This is a genomic window from Campylobacter sp. CS_NA3 (assembly GCF_027797495.1).
In the GTDB taxonomy this organism is placed as follows: Bacteria; Campylobacterota; Campylobacteria; order Campylobacterales; family Campylobacteraceae; genus Campylobacter_B.
This window is the reverse complement of the sequence record NZ_CP115609.1, coordinates 626,455-645,305: the sequence shown is the minus strand read 5'-3', so window position 1 is coordinate 645,305 and position 18,851 is coordinate 626,455. Positions and strand designations below refer to the sequence as shown.

Annotated in this window: 14 protein-coding genes; 1 reads left to right on the top strand and 13 read right to left on the bottom strand. The window is 35.4% G+C overall.

Annotated elements, in window-relative coordinates; genetic code table 11:
* Positions 1–56 precede the first annotated feature (56 nt).
* The 5 genes from PF026_RS03260 to secA all read right to left on the bottom strand — a co-directional run bounded on the left by PF026_RS03260 (position 57) and on the right by secA (position 9,875).
* Positions 57–1,223: an autotransporter outer membrane beta-barrel domain-containing protein gene (locus PF026_RS03260; protein ID WP_270877197.1), complete on the bottom strand. Its 1,167-nt coding sequence runs from the start codon at positions 1,221–1,223 to the stop codon at positions 57–59.
* On the bottom strand, positions 1,213–3,699 hold the full coding sequence (locus PF026_RS03255; protein WP_270877196.1) for a hypothetical protein: 2,487 nt from the start codon (positions 3,697–3,699) through the stop codon (positions 1,213–1,215). The genes PF026_RS03260 and PF026_RS03255 overlap by 11 nt, the downstream gene beginning before the upstream one ends.
* A gap of 601 nt (positions 3,700–4,300) precedes the next feature.
* Positions 4,301–5,491 (bottom strand): ABC transporter permease, encoded by a 1,191-nt coding sequence (locus PF026_RS03250; RefSeq protein WP_270864318.1) that lies wholly within the window; start codon positions 5,489–5,491, stop codon positions 4,301–4,303.
* 103 nt (positions 5,492–5,594) lie between these two features.
* On the bottom strand, positions 5,595–7,208 hold the full coding sequence (locus PF026_RS03245) for an LTA synthase family protein (RefSeq protein WP_270864317.1): 1,614 nt from the start codon (positions 7,206–7,208) through the stop codon (positions 5,595–5,597).
* A gap of 39 nt (positions 7,209–7,247) precedes the next feature.
* Entirely contained in the window at positions 7,248–9,875 is a 2,628-nt protein-coding gene (gene secA / locus PF026_RS03240; RefSeq protein WP_270864316.1) for a preprotein translocase subunit SecA, read from the bottom strand.
* Between the two features lie 121 nt (positions 9,876–9,996).
* Between secA and lolA the strand changes: the two genes are divergently transcribed.
* Entirely contained in the window at positions 9,997–10,509 is a 513-nt protein-coding gene (lolA, locus tag PF026_RS03235; RefSeq protein WP_270864315.1) for a LolA-like outer membrane lipoprotein chaperone, read from the top strand.
* Positions 10,510–10,551: 42 nt separating this feature from the next.
* On the opposite strand, the gene PF026_RS03230 is transcribed toward lolA, so the two are convergent.
* The 8 genes from PF026_RS03230 to PF026_RS03195 form a co-directional block, all read right to left on the bottom strand.
* Positions 10,552–11,691: a hypothetical protein gene (locus tag PF026_RS03230; RefSeq protein WP_270870480.1), complete on the bottom strand. Its 1,140-nt coding sequence runs from the start codon at positions 11,689–11,691 to the stop codon at positions 10,552–10,554.
* Positions 11,692–11,700: 9 nt separating this feature from the next.
* Positions 11,701–13,137, bottom strand: a complete 1,437-nt coding sequence (locus PF026_RS03225; RefSeq protein WP_270870481.1) for an MBOAT family O-acyltransferase — start codon at positions 13,135–13,137, stop codon at positions 11,701–11,703.
* Positions 13,138–13,186: 49 nt separating this feature from the next.
* On the bottom strand, positions 13,187–14,605 hold the full coding sequence (gene gatB, locus PF026_RS03220; RefSeq protein ID WP_270864312.1) for an Asp-tRNA(Asn)/Glu-tRNA(Gln) amidotransferase subunit GatB: 1,419 nt from the start codon (positions 14,603–14,605) through the stop codon (positions 13,187–13,189).
* A 52-nt stretch (positions 14,606–14,657) separates the two neighbouring features.
* Positions 14,658–14,795, bottom strand: a complete 138-nt coding sequence (locus PF026_RS03215; RefSeq protein ID WP_270864311.1) for a hypothetical protein — start codon at positions 14,793–14,795, stop codon at positions 14,658–14,660.
* Positions 14,796–14,877: 82 nt separating this feature from the next.
* On the bottom strand, positions 14,878–15,561 hold the full coding sequence (locus tag PF026_RS03210; protein ID WP_270861146.1) for a F0F1 ATP synthase subunit A: 684 nt from the start codon (positions 15,559–15,561) through the stop codon (positions 14,878–14,880).
* A 196-nt stretch (positions 15,562–15,757) separates the two neighbouring features.
* Positions 15,758–17,398, bottom strand: a complete 1,641-nt coding sequence (locus tag PF026_RS03205) for a cation:proton antiporter (RefSeq protein ID WP_270864310.1) — start codon at positions 17,396–17,398, stop codon at positions 15,758–15,760.
* 14 nt (positions 17,399–17,412) lie between these two features.
* Complete coding sequence (locus tag PF026_RS03200) at positions 17,413–17,790, bottom strand: heat shock protein transcriptional repressor HspR (protein WP_270861148.1); 378 nt, start codon at positions 17,788–17,790, stop codon at positions 17,413–17,415.
* Between the two features lie 10 nt (positions 17,791–17,800).
* Complete coding sequence (locus PF026_RS03195; RefSeq protein ID WP_270864309.1) at positions 17,801–18,691, bottom strand: J domain-containing protein; 891 nt, start codon at positions 18,689–18,691, stop codon at positions 17,801–17,803.
* Between the last annotated feature and the right edge of the window lie 160 nt (positions 18,692–18,851).

Sequence of the window (18,851 nt, the reverse complement as noted above, 5' to 3'; positions counted from 1 at the left end):
ATACTTAAAAAAAGAATTTACGGCTATAAAACCGTAAATTCTTTTACAAATCTAAACTAGAATTTAAATGTAAATCCTATATTACCACTATAACCTTTTTGTCTGCCTACAAAGCCTTTGGCACCTATATCAAATCTCAATCTTCCGTTTTCAAAGATATATCCGATTTCTCCGATACCTGTGCTACCTTTTAGTCTAGGACTTGCGATGTCGGCACTACCAAATGCAGGATGAGATACTATGCCATTTGCTTCACCGCTAAATTCATATTCGTAAGCTGCACCTATGTATAGTGAGTTGTATTCACCAAGTTTTACTCTATCTCTAAATCCTACTCTTGCACGATGAGATTCTACACTATCAAATTCGACACCTACACCGCCTTGTGTAAAGCTTGTTCCGCCTACACGCAAATAGTAGTATTTTGCATATAAATCAAATATGTTGTTGTCGCTATAAAATTCTCTACCAAGACCAAAATGCGCACCAAAGTAATTTGATTTTAGATCAAATGTAAAGTTGTTTGTATTTAGTAGTCCATTATCATTGGCATAGTCATAATTAGTTCTACCTGCTCTTAGGCTACCCTCGGCATGTAAACCCGAATTTGCTATAAATTTAGCAACCACGCCACCGCCATAGTATATGCTTTCGCCTTTGCCGTGTGTGCCGTCATCTAAATAGCTATCATATTTTCCTTTTCCATACTCTGCAAATGCGCCGACTGTTAAATTACCCCTACCTATTTCGTTCTTACTACTTATACCTGCACTAAGATTAAGACCTGAAACCTCTATATGCGAACCAGTTTCAACATCTTGTGAAATTCCTTGCGATAAAACAAATGTTCCACCGGTCGGTAACGAATTTATATTATCTGATACTATATTGCCACCGGCGTTAATAAATACAACATTTGATAGTCTAGTTTCTAACAAAGACTTAGCCTCTTGCGAAGCTTTCATTCTTTGTTTTTGAATTTCTTTTTTCTTAGCTTCTTCTTCGGCTTTTTTCTTTTCTTCATCTGTCAAGCCGTCAGAATTTCCGCCGTCATTATCTGCGTTATTATCACCTTGTTGATTATCAGTATCACCACCAGGTTGCTCACCGCCACCAGGTTGCTCACCGCCACCAGGTTGCTCACCGCCACCAGGTTGCTCACCGCCACCAGGTTGCTCACCGCCACCAGGTTGCTCACCGCCACCAGGTTGCTCACCGCCCACCAGGTTGCTCACCGCCACCAGGTTGCTCACCGCCACCAGGTTGCTCACCGCCACCAGGTTGCTCACCGCCACCAGGTTGCTCACCGCCACCAGGTTGCTCACCGCCACCAGGTTGCTCACCGCCACCAGGTTGCTCACCGCCACCAGGTTGCTCACCGCCACCAGGTTGCTCACCGCCACCAAGTTGGTCACCGCCACCAAGTTGGTCACCGCCACCAAGTTGGTCACCGCCACCAAGTTGGTCACCGCCACCAAGTTGGTCACCGCCACCAAGTTGGTCACCGCCACCAAGTTGGTCACCGCCACCAAGTTGGTCACCGCCACCAAGTTGGTCACCGCCACCAAGTTGGTCACCGCCACCAAGTTGGTCACCGCCAGGGTTGTCAGGGGTAGCGTTGAATTTTAAATCCAAATTTGTATTATTATTAGCAAGAGCTATGATGGCATCTACTGTTGCAAAGCCTGATAAATTTACGGTAGCTACACCATTTGTATTTGTTCCTTTTGGATTTGTTATAGTTGCACTATTGTTTAATAAATGAACAGCCCACGAATTAACATTGTCTGCTGTTATAGATGATGAATCAGCTAGATATACAGAAACATTAGTATTATCTAACTCTGTTTTTACTCCGCCTGTTAGAGATAATATTGTTGCGCCATTTGCCACATTATCTGCTAGATAGAAATTTATATCGTTGAAATTTGCTATGTTTCCTGCTTTTAGACCGGAAGCAACTTTATTAGTGGCTGAGCCGATGTTTAGGACATTGTTTGAGCCAAATTTGTTTGCACCATAGATTGTCCCTGCTACTGTGCCTTTGAAGAAGTTGATTGTATTTTTGTTAGTCTCTAAACCAGTTTGGCTAAATCCACCATAAACATCGCCTTTAATATCAACATTTACCAAATTTACAGTGTTTTCGTCTGCATTTCCGCTTCCTGTTTTGCCACCATAGACATTTTTGGCTGTGGCGACATTGCTACCGCCAAGCGTGATAGTTCCTTTGACATCACCGGAAGTAGATTCTGCGCCGATTATATCTGCGTTATTTGCTGTTACATAGATTAAATTTAACTCGCCTTGTGCGCTTTGGTTGTTAGTTTTACTACCTATTATGTAGGTGCCACTTATGTTTGTGTTATTGTTGATAGTTATTTTATTGCCTATTGCACTACTAGAACCTTGTCCTGCTATTATTTCTCCACTAATATTTCCACCGCTTATGGTTATTTCATTATTGTTTGCGTTGCCAGTTGTCGTAAAGCCACCTTTGACATTTGTCGCCGAAGCTCCATTTAGTGTAACTTTATTTAAATTTGCATTGCCGTTTTGGGCTTGACCACCTGCAATCAAATATATAGTTGCTCCACTTTCAATATTTACGATATTGTTTATAACATTTCCGTTGGCTACTTGGTACCCGCCAAAAGCTTCTCTAACTTTTTCATTAGCCGTGATATTAAGAGCGTTATTTTCTACTACAATGCCATTGGTCGCACTAGCACCACCTGCAATCAAAGTAAATTCATCATTTTTTTGATTTGGTCTTTCTAGTATAACAATAGTATTTTTGTAGTGTTCTTCACCGTTTCGCCAAGCCTTAAACATAGCTTCGTATTCACCTACGGTATATGTATCTTCTGATGTTTGACCCCAATAATTTGCACCCAAAGCCACAACATAATTATTGGCTCCTTCCCATTTTCCTATCACAACGCCGGTTATAAGGTTTTCTGGTTTAACCAAAGACTTATAATGCCCTATTGCACTTTCTATGCCTTGTTCTGGGCTATAACTACCATTTTCTCGTTTGACTTTTTCACAAGCTGCACTATTTGGATCATCTAAGCATACTCTTTCGTTATACCAAGCATCGGCTACTCCTGCCGGATTGTTTGCAAATGAACCACCCCAACCCAAATTTTCGCCCCAGTTTTGATAACCAACTCCCCATGGGATAGACCAATGATGATTATTGTCTTTATCTGGGTGTCCCGTAGCATAACGAGCTTTATTTATTCTAGCTTGCGTTATTGCCATTGCAGAGTTGGATATTTTTTGTTCTTGCAAAGTTATACCTTCTCTTAGTGCTTCTTGCGCCCTTAGTTCATTTGTTCGACTAGCAATTGCAAGCGAAGCTTCCATATTATCCAAACTTGTAGTATCACCACTGGCACCCAAATTTATATTAAACCACGATGGCTTGTTCTCATGGGTTCCAGTCACGATAGACACTGCATTTTCCGAACCCATAACATCAAAAAATCCTGCACTTCCTGCATATCTTGCATTCATTGCTCCGTAAGACGGTTTAAAAGTCTTGTTTGTTACCTTTTGAGTGATAGTTGTGCCGTCTGATTTGGTATGAGTGAAAGTATCGCTTGAAGTTACAGTAAATGTATCGGCATTTAAATTTACAGCATAAATCACAGCCGAAGCTACTAAACTCAGCTTTACAAAACGCGTCTTCATAGAAACTCATTTTGTGTCGTTTAAATTAAATTCACATATAAATTCTGTCAATTTTATCTTTTTTTATTTTTATTTAGCTTAAAGTATGCTAAAAAAAGATATATGCAAATTTTTTAACCTTATAAAATGAATTAAAAGAATTATTTATTTTAATAAAGTGTTACAAAATTTTTAAAATTAAAGATAAAATTGGCAAATTCTGCTTTGATTTTTTGTTATTAAAAATTTTTTGCGAAACAAATGTCATTGCGAGAATTTTTGCGAAAGCAAAATTTGTGGCAATCGCCAGTATTAAAATAAAAAATGTGAATTTGCAGAATTAAAAAAATTTGAAAATAACGATAATGTAAATTTGCAAATTTAAAAAATTACAAAAAACAACCGAATTTTATAAATTTTCTCAAAAAATCAAATTTTAATTTTAACCATTGGCGATTGCCACGACGGCGTTCGCCGTCTCGCAATGACAATAAAGAGGCGATTGCTTCGTAGATTCGCTTCTTGCGATGATAATAGAAGCGAAATTTGCAAAAAACTCGCAATGACAAATCAAACGAATTCTCAAAATTTGCAATGACAATAAAACTAAATTTAGTTAAATTTACTCATTTCTTAAAGTTTGCAAAACATCGATTTGCGTGGCTTTTTTAGCTGGATAATACGACGAAGCAATCACTATCAAAATAGCTCCCACTAAAATCATCGCCAAATCCACGCTTGAAAGCTCCATCGGTAGTTTTGAGCTTCCATAGACATCAGCCGGTAAATTTATAATGTCAAAATTTCCAAAGAGCCACACACCAAAAAGCCCCAAAATAAGCCCAAAAATAATCCCGCTTCCACCGATGACTGAACCAAGCGCGAAAAATGTCTTTTTTACTTCATTTTTACTCGCCCCAAGACTAAGCAAAAGCGCGATTTCTTGGCGACGGTTCATAACAGTCATCAAAAGTGAGCTAATAATATTTAAACTCGCAACCAAAATGATGAGCATTAGCACGATAAAAAGTGCGCGTTTTTCAAGTGCAAGGGCTGAAAAAAAGTTTCCGTTTTGTTGCCACCAGCCAATGGCTCTTAAATGCTTCGGCAAAACAGCCGAAATTCGCTTAATATCGTTCATAGGGTCGTCTGAATAAATATGTACTCCGTCAAATTTATCGCTTTCATAGCCCAAAACACTAGCCAAATCTTTTGCGTTTGTATATAAATATGCCTTATCATAAGCAATAAGCCCAGATGAAAAATCCGCGCGGACTTCAAATCTTTTCATTTTTGGTATCAGCGTAAATCCGCCCGGATCGCCTTTGGTGAAAATTAGTATCAGTTTCTCGCCGTTTTCTAGCATAAATTCATCTTTTATGCCTTTTCCGACCAAAATGCCGTAATTATCCAAATTTGCTTCTTTTATGCCGTCATTTACCACCGAATTTATAGCTTTTTCATCGTCTAAATTTACGCCAAAAACAAGCCCGCCTTCTAGCTTATCGCCGTTTTTAACGATAACTTGCGAACTAATATATGGGCTAAATTTCATATCACCAAACTGCGATTTTAGCTCATTTACATCGTCTAAGCTAACTCCGCCTTTAAATGCCCCAAAAATGGTAATCGGATAGTTCATCGTAAAAAGTTTGCGTTCGAACTCTTTGTCAAATCCGTTCATAATCGCCATCGCCACAATCAAAACCATAAGTCCGATACTCACGCCCAAAAACGCCAAAATCGCCGAAAGCGTGATAAACGGCTGAGATTTATCAAAACGCAAATATTTAAAAAGCAGATATTTAATCAAATTTAACCTTTTTATGTCAAAAAATTTGGCTCAAACCAGCCAAATTTGCAAATTTATTTTAAAAAACAGCAATTTTACCAAATTTATGTAAATTTACGAAATTCTATCTATTTGCAACATCCAAATCATCAAAAATATAGCTTTTATAGGATTTTGAAAGATTTTTATCAGCGCAATCATCAATCCCGTCGCAAAATTTTCTCATAGTAAAATTTGCTTTAAAAAACTCATCAGGCGAAATCTGCATAAGTTCTAGCAAAACACCACCCATAAGCCCAAGCTCACTTAAATTTGGATTTTCAATTTTTTTAATACCTTTTGAACCACGAACAACAAAATTTGTTATTTCAAAAGGCTTTTTATGGTCGTAAATAAAATCATTTTCTTTTAAGCCCAAAACGCCTTGATGATCACCAAAATATGCAAAAACATACTCTTTTTCGTTACTAGCTAAAAACTTATCCAAGCTCTCAATAGCGTCATTTAAAGCAGATTGACGCTCGTAATAATCGCTTATTTGCAGAGCCGTTTTTTCATCATAGAATTTATCAAGGTTAAATTTGATTGATTTTGCCCTGTTGTAAGGTCCGTGTTCGTTCATACTCAAAACATAGATAAAAATTGGCTCATCGTATTTTTCAAAAAGTTTTTTTACCAAATTTGCCATATCGGTGCTTGAAATATGCCATAAATTCGACTTTTTATCGCCATAGCCTAAATCAAACGGGTGATATTGTTCGTCAAATCCTAAAAATTTATACGCTTCGCCTGCATTGTAATTTCCCGGCACAAAAGGGTTTAAAACTATGGTTTTGTAGCCGTTTTGCTTCAAAATTTTTGGCAAAGAAAACTTTGTATGCTCTGCTACGCTATGAAAAAGTAGCGATGAATAAACTCCAAAATCATCAGGACTTAATCCGCTTAGAACTTCAAATTCACTCTTATATGTGCCGCCACCGTAAGTATGAACTCTAACGAGCGAATTAAATTTGGTATTTTGCGAATTTTCAAACATAGAAAGTTTGGGTAAATTTCCTTTAAATAACGAAGCGTCCATCGTGCTTTCGCTAAGCCACAAAACCAAATTTGGTTTTAAATTTGAAGTTTCGTAACTTTGAATTTGCCCTAATTTTTCTTTGAAATATTCGAATTTATCACCAAAATTTGGGCTTTTATAGGCGATTGCACCAAGCGACATAGAAAAATTGAAAAATTTATCTTTAAGTTCAGGAAAAGTCGCTAACCAAGAATTTTTGATTCTCTCGTTTGAGATTAAATTTTGGTGCATTATAGAAAGTAAAACCAAGACAATAAGGCTAAAAATCCTACTTTTTAATCCAAATTTTTTAAATTTCGCATAACCAAAAATAGCAAATAAAAGCAAAAATAAAAAAGCTAAAACTACAAAAATAAGTTCTTTGTATTGCAAAATCGTATCCCAATTTTCTACCTTAGAAAATAAAACAAAATCGCTTAAAAAAAGTGGTCTTTTGTAATAGTGCATAAAAATTCGGCTAAGAAAAAAAAGTGAAACCAATATAATACCGGCAAAATTCACGCTTTTTAAAACTTTGCCGCTTAAAACAAACATAGCCAAAAATAGTATTAAAAATTGCAATGCGCCAAACATTATGCCGTAATTTGTTCGCTGGTTAATGATAAAAATAGCACAAAGCAAAATAAAAATAAAGGTAACAAAATAAGATATTTTTTTCATTTGTAACCTTTATTTCAGAAATTTATTTTACGCAAAATTTTACGCATTTTGTGCAAAAATGCCTTTTTTAGGGCCACCTTTGCCGCAGCAATCTTTATATTTTTTACCGCTTCCACAAGGGCAAGGCTCGTTTCGACCTACTTTTTTTTGCCTTGGCGTATTATTTAGCTCCGAATTTTCGCCTAAATTTTGTCTCATTGAGGCTGCTTGGGCTGCTGTTTGTCTAGCCATTTGCTCTTCGTAGGCTTTTTGCTCGGCTTGTATTTCTTCTTGTGTTTTAAACCTTATAGCATGAAGCGTTCGCACACTATCAGATTTTAACCGCATTACAAGTTCCATAAAAAGATTGTAGCTCTCTTTTTTATACTCGGTTAGTGGATCTTTGTGATTATATCCGCGCAAACCGATACCTGTTTTTAAAATATCCATTTGATACAAATGCTCTCGCCAGTCGCGATCTACGATTTGCAAATAAAGCATTTTTTCGATATTTTTTCGTTGTTCTGGGTCGATTTGCGACATTTTTTCTTCATAGGATTTTTCGAGTGTTTCTAAAATCGCACCTTTTAACTCTTTATAATCAGTCGCTTTTTTTAGCTCTTCAAGGCTGATTTCTTCGGTTGTTTCGTTCATAACCTTTGTCGCAACTGCTTCATAGTCAAATCTTTCTTGCGAATCTCCATCAAAAATTTCAAGCTCATCGAGCAAATTTGCGATATAATCATCTCTATTTGAAAGAATTTTCTCTTTTAAATCAAATTCTTTATCTAAAAGCTCGTTTCTATATTTATAAACGGTTTTTCTTTGTTCGTTTGCGACATCATCGTATTCTAAGATATGTTTTCTAGCTTCAAAATGCAAACTCTCGACTTTCTTTTGCGCATTTTCAACAGCCCTTGTAACCATTTTCGATTCGATACTATCGCCGTGTTTAAGCCCAAGCCTATCCATGATATTTTTGATTTTGTCGCTACCAAAAATTCGAAGCAAATTATCTTCTAAGCTTAGGAAAAATCTACTCTCACCCGGATCGCCTTGACGACCTGAACGACCACGGAGCTGATTATCTATTCGCCTACTTTCGTGGCGTTCGGTACCTAAAATATACAAACCGCCCAAATTTCGAACTTCATCGTCTATGCGAATATCAACGCCCCGTCCTGCCATATTTGTTGCGATTGTTACTGCGCCTTTTGCACCGGCTTCTGCGATGATTTGCGCTTCTTTTTCGTGGTTTTTAGCATTTAGCACGGAGTGCGGAATTTTCTCTTTTACCAAAAGACTATGCAGTTTTTCGCTCTTTTCGATACTTGCAGTTCCCACAAGCACAGGCTGACCTTTTTCGTGCAGTCTTTTTATCTCATTTATCACAGCTTCAAATTTTTCATCTTCTGTTTTATAAATCAAATCGTTTTGATCTTTGCGAATAACAGGCACATTTGTAGGGATCGAAACAACTTCAAGTTTGTAAATTTGAGAAAATTCAGTCGCTTCTGTTTGAGCAGTTCCTGTCATACCGGCTAGTTTTTCATAAAGTCTAAAATAGTTTTGAAATGTAATATCGGCTAGCGTTTGGCTCTCTTCTTTTATTTCAACGCCTTCCTTGGCTTCGAGTGCTTGGTGCAAACCTTCGCTAAAACGGCGTCCTTCGCTTAATCTACCTGTAAATTCATCGACGATTACGATTTCGCCGTCTCTAACGACATAATGCACATCTTTTTCAAAAAGATAATTTGCCTTTAAAGCTTGATCTAAATAGTGGCTCAAAACGGCGTTTTCAAGGCTATAAAGGTTATCTACGCCAAAAAGCTTTTCTGCTTTTGAAATTCCGCTTTCTGTCGGCAAAATCGTTCTATTTTTTTCATCTACGACAAAATCGCCAGTTGGTTTTTCTTTTGGATCAAGCGGTGCTTCGCCACGGACTAGCTGTTTTGCAACTTCGTTTGCTTTGATATAGCCATCAAGTGTGCGATTGGTTGGACCTGAGATTATAAGCGGTGTTCTAGCTTCGTCAATCAAGATACTATCGACTTCATCGACGATAACGAAATTATGCCCCCTTTGAACCTTATCTTCGCTGCTAAATTTCATATTATCACGCAGATAATCAAAGCCGTATTCGTTATTTGTGCCGTAAGTTATATCGCAGCTATAAGCTTCTTTGCGTTTTGTATCGTCGTATTCGCCACCTACGATAACGCCGACACTAAGCCCTAAAAAGTTATACAAAACGCCCATTTGCTCGGCATCTCTTTTTGCCAAATAGTCATTTACGGTTACGACATGAACGCCCTTGCCTGTCATCGCATTTAGCACAACAGGAAGTGTTGCAACAAGCGTTTTTCCTTCGCCTGTTTTCATCTCTGCGATATTTCCGTCGTGTAAAACCATACCGCCTATTAGCTGAACATCGAAGTGGCGAAGTCCTAAACTTCGCTTTGAAGCTTCACGCACGATAGCAAAAACATCATATAAAATTTCATCTATTGAAATTTCTTCTGCTTGGACTTTTGCCTTAAATTCATTAAAAACTCCACGAACCTCGTCATCGCTCATTTTTTCATATTTTGGTTCAAGTTTATTTATTTGTAAAGCTCTTGTGGCATATCGTTTCACAACTCTATCATTTTGTGTGCCAAAAATTCCACGCATAACTGATTTAATCATAATTCACCTTGTATTGTAAAAATTTAACTTGGTATTTTAACACAATTTTATTTTTTATTTAATTAAATACTCACAAAAAATGGCTATAATATGCAAAATTTTCAAATTTAAAGGAGATAAAATGAAAAAATTTATCCTATCTTTATCGATTTTATCAAGTTTTATTGTAGCAAATCCGCTTGAATTTAAAACGCTTAGCTCAAATTTCAAACAAAGCGTAACAAGCGAAGAAGCCAAAATCGAATACGCAGGAAACTTTATCGCCACAAGAACCAATGCTTTTTGGCATTACGAAAGCCCGAATTTAAAAGACATTTATTTTAGTTTTGATCGCGTTGTGGTTATCGAACCAGACCTTGAACAAGCCATAATCACAACGATAAAAAACACGCCAAATTTAACCGAAATTTTGGCAAATGCAAAGCCAAATAAAAATGGAATTTATGAAGCTAAATTTGATGATGTAACTTATCAGATCGAGCTAAAAAACGGGCTTCCGCACACAATAAAATACACAGACAAACTAGATAACAAAGTCGAAATCACTCTTTCCCAGACACAAAAAGATCAAAAAGTAAATGAAGCTTTATTGATCCCTGAAATTCCACAAAATTTCGACATAATTTCGCAGTAAATTTTTTAAAATATTTGGAGAGATTTAAAATCTCTCCATTTTTTATTCTGTCAAATCTTTTATCTTTTCATAATACGGCATTAGGTCGAATTCGCGAGATTTTTGCTCGAATTTTGCGTAGTATTTGTCAAAATTTTGTGGCGTCAAAAGCCCTGTGCCGTCTTTTAAATACAAAAGCATTTGTGAGTTAAATTTATGCGAATAATGCGTTAAATCTTTGTAATTTGCGATATTATCAGGGTAGTCGGTATCACCCCAAGCGTAAATTTTTAAATTTTTGTAAATTTGGCTTTGCTCTACCAAATAACGCAAAACTTCTTTTGTAACCAAAAAATCTTGCTTTTTAGTGTGAAATTCTATGGCATTATGTATGCGAGAATACGGTGGCAAGACGAGATAAAACTCGGTTTTCGGATTTTGCGAAACAAATTTTAAAAGATATTCATCGACATATTGTTTTGATTTTAAAATTTGCTCATCTAAATTTTCAAGGCTTTGAATTTTGTTATTATTTATTTTCGATACGGCGTTTTTTATATCTTTAAAACTATTCTTTATTTGCCAGTTGTCTTTGTATTTTAACCAATTTTCAAAACCACCAAACCTAACGCTATGAGCTTTACTTTTAAACCAAGCTTTTGGTCTGTCAAAATTACTATTTTTGCATTGATACTTTTTGCCAAATTTAAAAATTTTCTTTAAAAATTCATCTGTAAAATAAACCTTAATGTCATTAAATGGATTTTTGTCATATAAAAATTTAAATTCACTAAGCGCGTAGTTTGGATTACCTTTTTGCTGTTCTAAAAATTTATTTGCATCTAACGAATAAATAATTTTTTTAAAATTTTTATGTTTAAATGCAAAATCTAAAATTAACGCCCTTTCATAAAAATCACTTGATGAAAGCGATAAATTCATAAATTTTCCACCCAAATTTGCGCTTGCTTCTGTGGCAGAACTGTTTTCTAGCATAGAGGTGCCAAAAATTATACTATCAAAATCATAATGCTTGATTAGTCCTGCACTTGCTAGTCGCATATTATCCCAAATTTCGTTTTTGCAAGAATATGGCTTGTGATACAAATGAAGCGGATCGCGATACCAAATAATGGATAAAAATGCAAAAATCATAAAAAATGAAAAACCAAAAAATATAAAAACAAATTTTTTTCGTTGCATTTTTTATCCTTAAAAATTAAAATATATAAATTCGCTGTATTTACCAACACTCATAGATAAAAGAGCGGTTAAAAATATAATGGCAAAATATATAGTATTAGAAATTTTTGGTTTATTTTCTAAAATTTGAAGCGAATTTTTGAAACAAAGCACCAAAACAAAAGCCAAAATAAGATAAAGAGCTAAAAAAGATAAATTTAAATTTATCGCCTTGTCTGTTAAATTTAAGATTTTATCAAATTTTACCCCATTTACCCCAACCATACCTTTTAGCACTTTTATAGCATCATCAAACGAATTTGCTCTAAAAAATACCCAAGCGAAATTTACAAAATTAAATGTGATTATCCAAGCTAAAATTTTTGGTAATTTTATTTTTGTAAGAGACCAAAGGCGGTGGATTACCAGTGCTATGCCGTGCAAAAAGCCCCAAAATACAAATGTCCAACCAGCCCCGTGCCAAATTCCGCCGATTAAAAAAGTAGCTAGTAAATTTAAACAAGTTTGATAAAGCCCGCCTCTATTTCCACCAAGCGGAATATAGATATAATCACGCAAAAATCGCCCCAAAGTGATATGCCACCTACGCCAAAAGTCCTGTATGTCAGTAGCTTTATAAGGTGAGTTGAAATTTATAGGAAGTCGTATATTAAATAAAAGTGCAGCACCTATCGCCATATCACAGTATCCACTAAAATCAAAATATAACTGAAAAGTATAAGATAACGAAGTCTGCCACGCCGTAAAAAACTCTAAAACTTCCATTTTATCAAAGCCCTGCGTGGCATAAACGGCGAAAGTATCGGCGATGACGACTTTTTTGAAAAGCCCCATTGAAAAGATAAAAAGCCCTAGTAAAATGTTACCATAGTTTTTTACCTTATTTTTGAGCTTTGCAAACTGCGGCATCATTTCCTTGTGATGGACGATCGGACCTGCTATGAGCTGTGGAAAAAACGACACAAACAGAGCATAAGATAAAAAATCATACTCTTTCGTTTCGCCTTTGTAACTATCGACTAGGTAGGCGATTTGTTGAAATGTAAAAAACGAAATCGCTAACGGCAAAGTAAGTTTTAAAAACTCAAATTTAGCCCCAAAGATAAAATTTGCGTTTAGTATGAAAAAATCTGCGTATTTAAAATAGCCTAAAAGTGCGACATTTCCGCAAATTCCGATGATAAGAAGCGTTTTTGGCGAGATTTGCTTTTTTAAATTTGCGTTGCCAAAATTCCTTGATAAATACGAACCAATCGTGAAATTAAAAACCATAGAAACTAAAATGAGTGGCAAATACGCAGGATTCCACCAGCCGTAAAAAAATAGACTAGCCACGACCAAAAAAGCTTTTGCCGCTTCGCTTAATCTTTTGTGATTAAGCCAAAAATATACAAAAAATGCTATCGGCAAAAATGCAAAGATAAAAACAGGGCTGTTAAAGAGCATAATATTCCTTTAAATTATTTTAAAAACGCTCAAATTTTGAAAAATATTATTAAAGCTTTTGCTTCAAAAGCTCATTAACCTTGCTAGGATTAAACGCTCCCTTGCCTTCCTTCATCACCTGCCCTACAAAAAAGCCAAAAAGTTTATCTTTTCCACTTTTATATTCTGCGACTTTATCGGCGTTTGCGTTTAAAACTGCGTCTATTATAGCGATTATCGCGCCGTCATCGCTAACTTGTTTTAAGCCAAGTTTTTCGATAACACTATCGACGCTTTCATCATTTTCCATTAAGAAATCAAGCACATCTTTTGCCGCTTTTTGACTGATTGTGCCGTCGCTAATTCGCCCCAAAAGAGAAATCATTTTTTTGCTATCAACAGGGCTATTTTCGATAGTCATGCCGTTTTTAAGACGAGCCGGAAGCTCCACACTTAGCCAAGTAACGCAAAGTTTTGGCTCTAATCCTGCATTTATCAAATCTTCAAAATATTTTGCATTTTCATAGGTTGAGATGATAACTTCTGCATCTTTTGGTTTAATGCCAAGCTTTTCGACATAGCGAACTTTCTTTTCATCAGGTAGCTCAGGTATTTTGCGACCAGTTTTCATCATATCATCGTCGATGATAACAGTTAGCAAATCAGGATCAGGGAAATAGCGATATTCTGCGCTATCTTCCTTGCTTCTCATTGATTTGGTTACAAATTTATTCGTATCAAAAAGTCTAGTTTCTTGATAAACTAGCTCGTCGTATTTGCCGTCTTCCCAAGCTGAAATTTGACGATCTACTTCGTATTCAATGGCTTTTTGGATAAATTTAAACGAATTTAGATTTTTGATTTCAACTCTTGTGTAGAGTTTGTCATCGCCTTTTGGACGAATGCTGACATTTACATCACAGCGAAATGAGCCTTCTTGCATATTTGCATCGCTTATATTTAAAAATCTCAAAATCGAGTGCAGTTTTTTAAGATATGCCACAGCTTCATCACTAGAACGCATATCTGGCTCACTTACGATTTCTAAAAGTGGCGTTCCTGTGCGGTTTAGATCAACCAAACTTCGTCCGTCTTCGTGGCTGTTTTTACCAGCATCTTCTTCTAAATGCGCCCTTGTGATACCTATGCGTTTTTCACTTCCGTCGATATTTATAAAAAGTTCGCCATTTTCTACAATCGGCACGGTAAATTGCGAAATTTGATACGCTTTTGGTAAATCAGGGTAGAAATAGTTTTTTCTATCAAAAACGCTTTTTTCATTTATGGTCGCATTTATGGCTGTGCCAAAGCTAATAGCTTTAATAACCGCTTCTTTATTTAGCACAGGCAAAGCTCCCGGCAGTGCTAGACAAGTCGGGCAAACATTTGTATTTGGCTTTTCGCCAAAGCTAGTAGCACACGAACAAAAAATCTTAGTTTTAGTATTTAACTGACAATGAACTTCTAAACCGATTATAGTTTCAAACATAACGAACCTTTTTCAAAAATTTTTGCAACATTTTACAACTTTTTGCCTAAATTTACTCTTCCCACTGATAGCTTTCGTCTTTGTGTTTTAAATCAAAAACATCGATTATAAGCGATAAAATCACTATTAAAACAATGCCCGGAAGCGTGCAAGCAAAGAGAAATTTAAGTCCAAAAGGTAAAAAATGCATAAAAAAATAAAATGCACCGAGAAAGAAAATCCCCCACGATGCACCTAATATAAAATAAAGAAAATTTCTTTTAAATTTGAGATTAATGCTCATCTATCACAACAGCACCCGCTAAATAAACATAGCTTAAAACCATGAAAATAAAAGACTGCAAAATCGCCATAAATGTTAGCAATGCCAACGGAACCATTGGTATAAACGCAGGAACCAAAGAAAGCATAACTAATAAAAATAAATCATCGCCCTTGATATTTCCAAAAAGTCGGAAAGAAAGCGAAATAATGCGTGAAAAATGAGAGATGATTTCAACAACAAACATTAACGGAGCCAAAACCGCAACAGGTCCCATGAAGTGTTTTAGATATTTTACAATGCCGTTTTTGCGAATACCTTCAAAATGGTAATAAACAAACACACAAAGTGCCAAAGCAAGGGTCAAATTTAAGCTTGAAGTCGGAGATTCAAAACCCGGGATTATACCCATAACATTTCCCACAAATACAAGCAAACCGATAGTTGCGATTAATGGCAAATATTTTCTAGCTAGTTCTTCATTTCCCATTGTATCTTTTCCCATATTCAAAACACCGCCAAGATAAGCTTCGGTTACATTTTGGATACCGCGTGGAACAAGCTGCATAGATCTAGTAGAAAAATATGCAATCGCTATGATAATCGCCACAGCCAACAATAGGTGAAAAATGTAGATAAAAGTGTGATTGTAAGTAAATAAACTACCCGCAAAAAGAAACATATCTTTTAACATAAAAAGCCTTTTAAAGTAAAAAATTCAGCTGTTATTTTATCTTTTATTTGATTAAATTTCATTTAAAAACTTGATAAATTTGCGATTTCTTTATGCAATTAGACATGCAAACATTCAGAAAAAATCCGAATGTTTGCGTAAATTTAATTATTTAAATGCGTATTTGTTCTATTTAAGAAAAAAAAAATTAGCAAATTTAAATTTTACTCATTCTGCTTTGTAAAGCTTCGTTTATAAGGGCATTTGCGACGGCTCGTTCTTCTTTTATAAAGACAAAATTTTCGCCAAATTCACCCACAAGCTCTTTTTTTCTGCCAATTCCTGTGTAGCGAATTATGACATCAGCTTTTAAATTCATAGAATTTATCATTTTTGCCACGAGTTCTAACTTTTGTTCGTTTGAAATGGTTAAAATAATCGCACTTGCCTCTTTTATATTTAATGCTTCAAGCGTTGATTTTTGCGTTAAATTTCCAAAATAAATTTTTTCTCCCCTACTCTGTCCTAAATGCACAAGTTCGACATCGCTATCGATGACGGCATATTCTAATCCGCCACTTTGCAATCTTCGCACAACTTCTTGTCCTATGCGTCCGTATCCTGCGACTATGATATGATTTTTCAAATTTGATAAATTAAACCCGGCTTCTTCATCAAGCCCTTCAACTTCGCTTTCTATGCGATTTGCTAGACGGCTTAAATTTTTTAAGATAAACGGCGTTAAAATCATAGTTACAACTACGACGGTGATTAAAATTTGCCCAAGTTCGCCAGAAATCATCTTTCTTGAAATCAAAATCGCAAAAATCGCCAATGCAAATTCGCCGATTTGACAAATCGAAAGTGCCGCTTTTAGCGCAACTCGCTTTTTACTAGCCAAAATCAAAATCGCATAAACAACGCCTGTTTTTATTGCCATTGTAAGCACGATTAAAACCAAAATCATACCGTAATGATTTAAAATCGTGTCGAAATTTATCTGCATACCGATTGTGATAAAAAATAGACCTAGTAAAATATCCCTAAATGGGATAAGATCGGCTTCCATTTGGTGCTTGTATTCGGTTTCTGCAATCAGCATTCCTGCGATAAAAGCACCCAAAGTATAAGAAAATCCAAAAATATGAGCTAAAAAACTAGCACCCACAACGATAAATAAAATAGTAGCTATAAATGTCTCTTTTGATTCGGTTTTAACGACAAAATAAAGGACTTTGTTAAAGACAAATTTTCCCAAAACAAAAAGTAAAAGCAAAACGATAGTTGCGCTTACGGCAGTTTTAAAAATGAGTGAATTTACAGGCGTATTATCAGCACTTGCAAAAATATCAATCATAAGCAAAATAGGAATTACAGCTAAATCCTGAAAAAGCAAAATTCCAAGAGCTTTTCTGCCGTAATTTTGATTTATATCTTTTGTATCGTTTAGTATTTTTAACACAATCGCGGTCGATGAAAGCGCGAGTGCAAACCCCACTATAACGGCTGTTTTGATATTTATATCAAAGAAATTTTCTATCAACATAGAAAAAACTATACCACAAGCGGACATTTGAAGAAAGCCGTTAAAAAAAACTTCCTTTTTCATGCTCATTAGGTGTTTAAAGCTAAATTCCAATCCGATAGTAAACATCAAAAAAACTACGCCAAATTCGGCGACATGAACTATTTCTTCTGCGTGAATAATCTTAGTGTGAGTGATATTTGCCATTTGTGAAAGGCAAATTCCGGCTATTATATAACCGATAATCGTAGGAATATCAAATGCCTTAAAAATCACATTTAAAACAACAGCCAATGCAGTAACAATAAGAAAAAGTTCGATAAAAATTTCCATGCCCTACTCTTTATTTACTCTTTTTCGCTTTCAAAAAAAATCAAATCAAAACTACTTTTTCGCTTGACAAGCTGATTTTTGCGTGAATTTGATGAGTTAAATTTATCAAGCTCGGCTCTTAATTCATCGATGATTTTTTCATATTCATCAATCTTTTCTTTTAGTTGCAAAATCACATCAACTCCCGCTAAATTTACGCCCAAATCCTTTGTCAAACGCAAAATCATTTTTATTCTATCAATATCTCGCTCCGAATATAGTCGCATTTTTCCTTCTGTGCGACCGGGTTCGACTAGACCTTCTCTTTCATACTGACGAAGCGTTTGCGGGTGCAAATTTAGCACCTTTGCCACAACGCTTATAAGATAAACAGGTTCATCATATCCTTGCATTTTAGCCTCCTTAAAGCTTTTCTTCTAAAATTTTTCGAACTTCACTATCAAGTTCATCGACATTTGGTAAAACCACATTTACAACTAAATACAAATCTCCGTAAATTTTGCTTTTGCGATTTTGCACACCGTAGCCTTTTAGGCGAATTTTTTGTCCGTTTTTTGTATTTTGTGCGATTTTTATGGTTACTGGTTTTTTGAAAGTTTCCACTTCAAATTTACCGCCAAAAAGTGCAGTTTTAAGCGGAATTTCGATATTTTTGTATAAATCATCGTCTTGCCTTTTAAATTCGCTACTTTCTTCGATATTTAAACTTAAAATTATATCTCCGACATTTCCGTTTCTGCTTGAAACCCTGCCCTTGCCACGAATTCGCAGTTTTTCGCCGTTATTTACTCCGCTTGGAATGCGAATTTTTATATTTTGATTATTTATAGAAATTTCTTTTTCTCCGCCTAAAACGGCAGTTTCAAACGGAATATTTAAATTTGCATTTATATCTAAATTTTCGCTACCAAAACCGCCAAAATCAAATCCGCCAAAACCGCCGCTACTGCGATAACTTCCTCCACTGCTAAAACCACCGCTAAATGCACCGCCAAAAATATTTTTTAAAATTTCGTTTAAGTCTTCCATATTTCCGGCACTTCGTGCAAAGTCGCCGAAATTTTGTCCGCCAAACATATTATCGCCGTATGTGTCGTATTGTTTTCGTTTATTTTCATCGCTTAAAATTTCATACGCTGCGTTTATCTCTTTAAATTTATCTTCTGCACCTGCTTCTTTATTTATATCTGGGTGATACTTTCTAGCAAGTCTGCGATAAGCCTTTTTTATCTCTTCGCTACTTGCGTCCTTTGAAACGCCCAAAGTATCGTAAAGGCTTTTATTGTCAGCCATTTTCCTTCCTTTATTTTTGTAAATTTATTAACATATATTTTATCATAAAAGTTTAGTCTATGTCAATCAAGTTTAAACTAAATTTGCTTTAAACTTGGGAAAAAAATTAGAATTCATTAAAAAAATATTTTGATAAAAAAAATATAATTTACCAAAATTT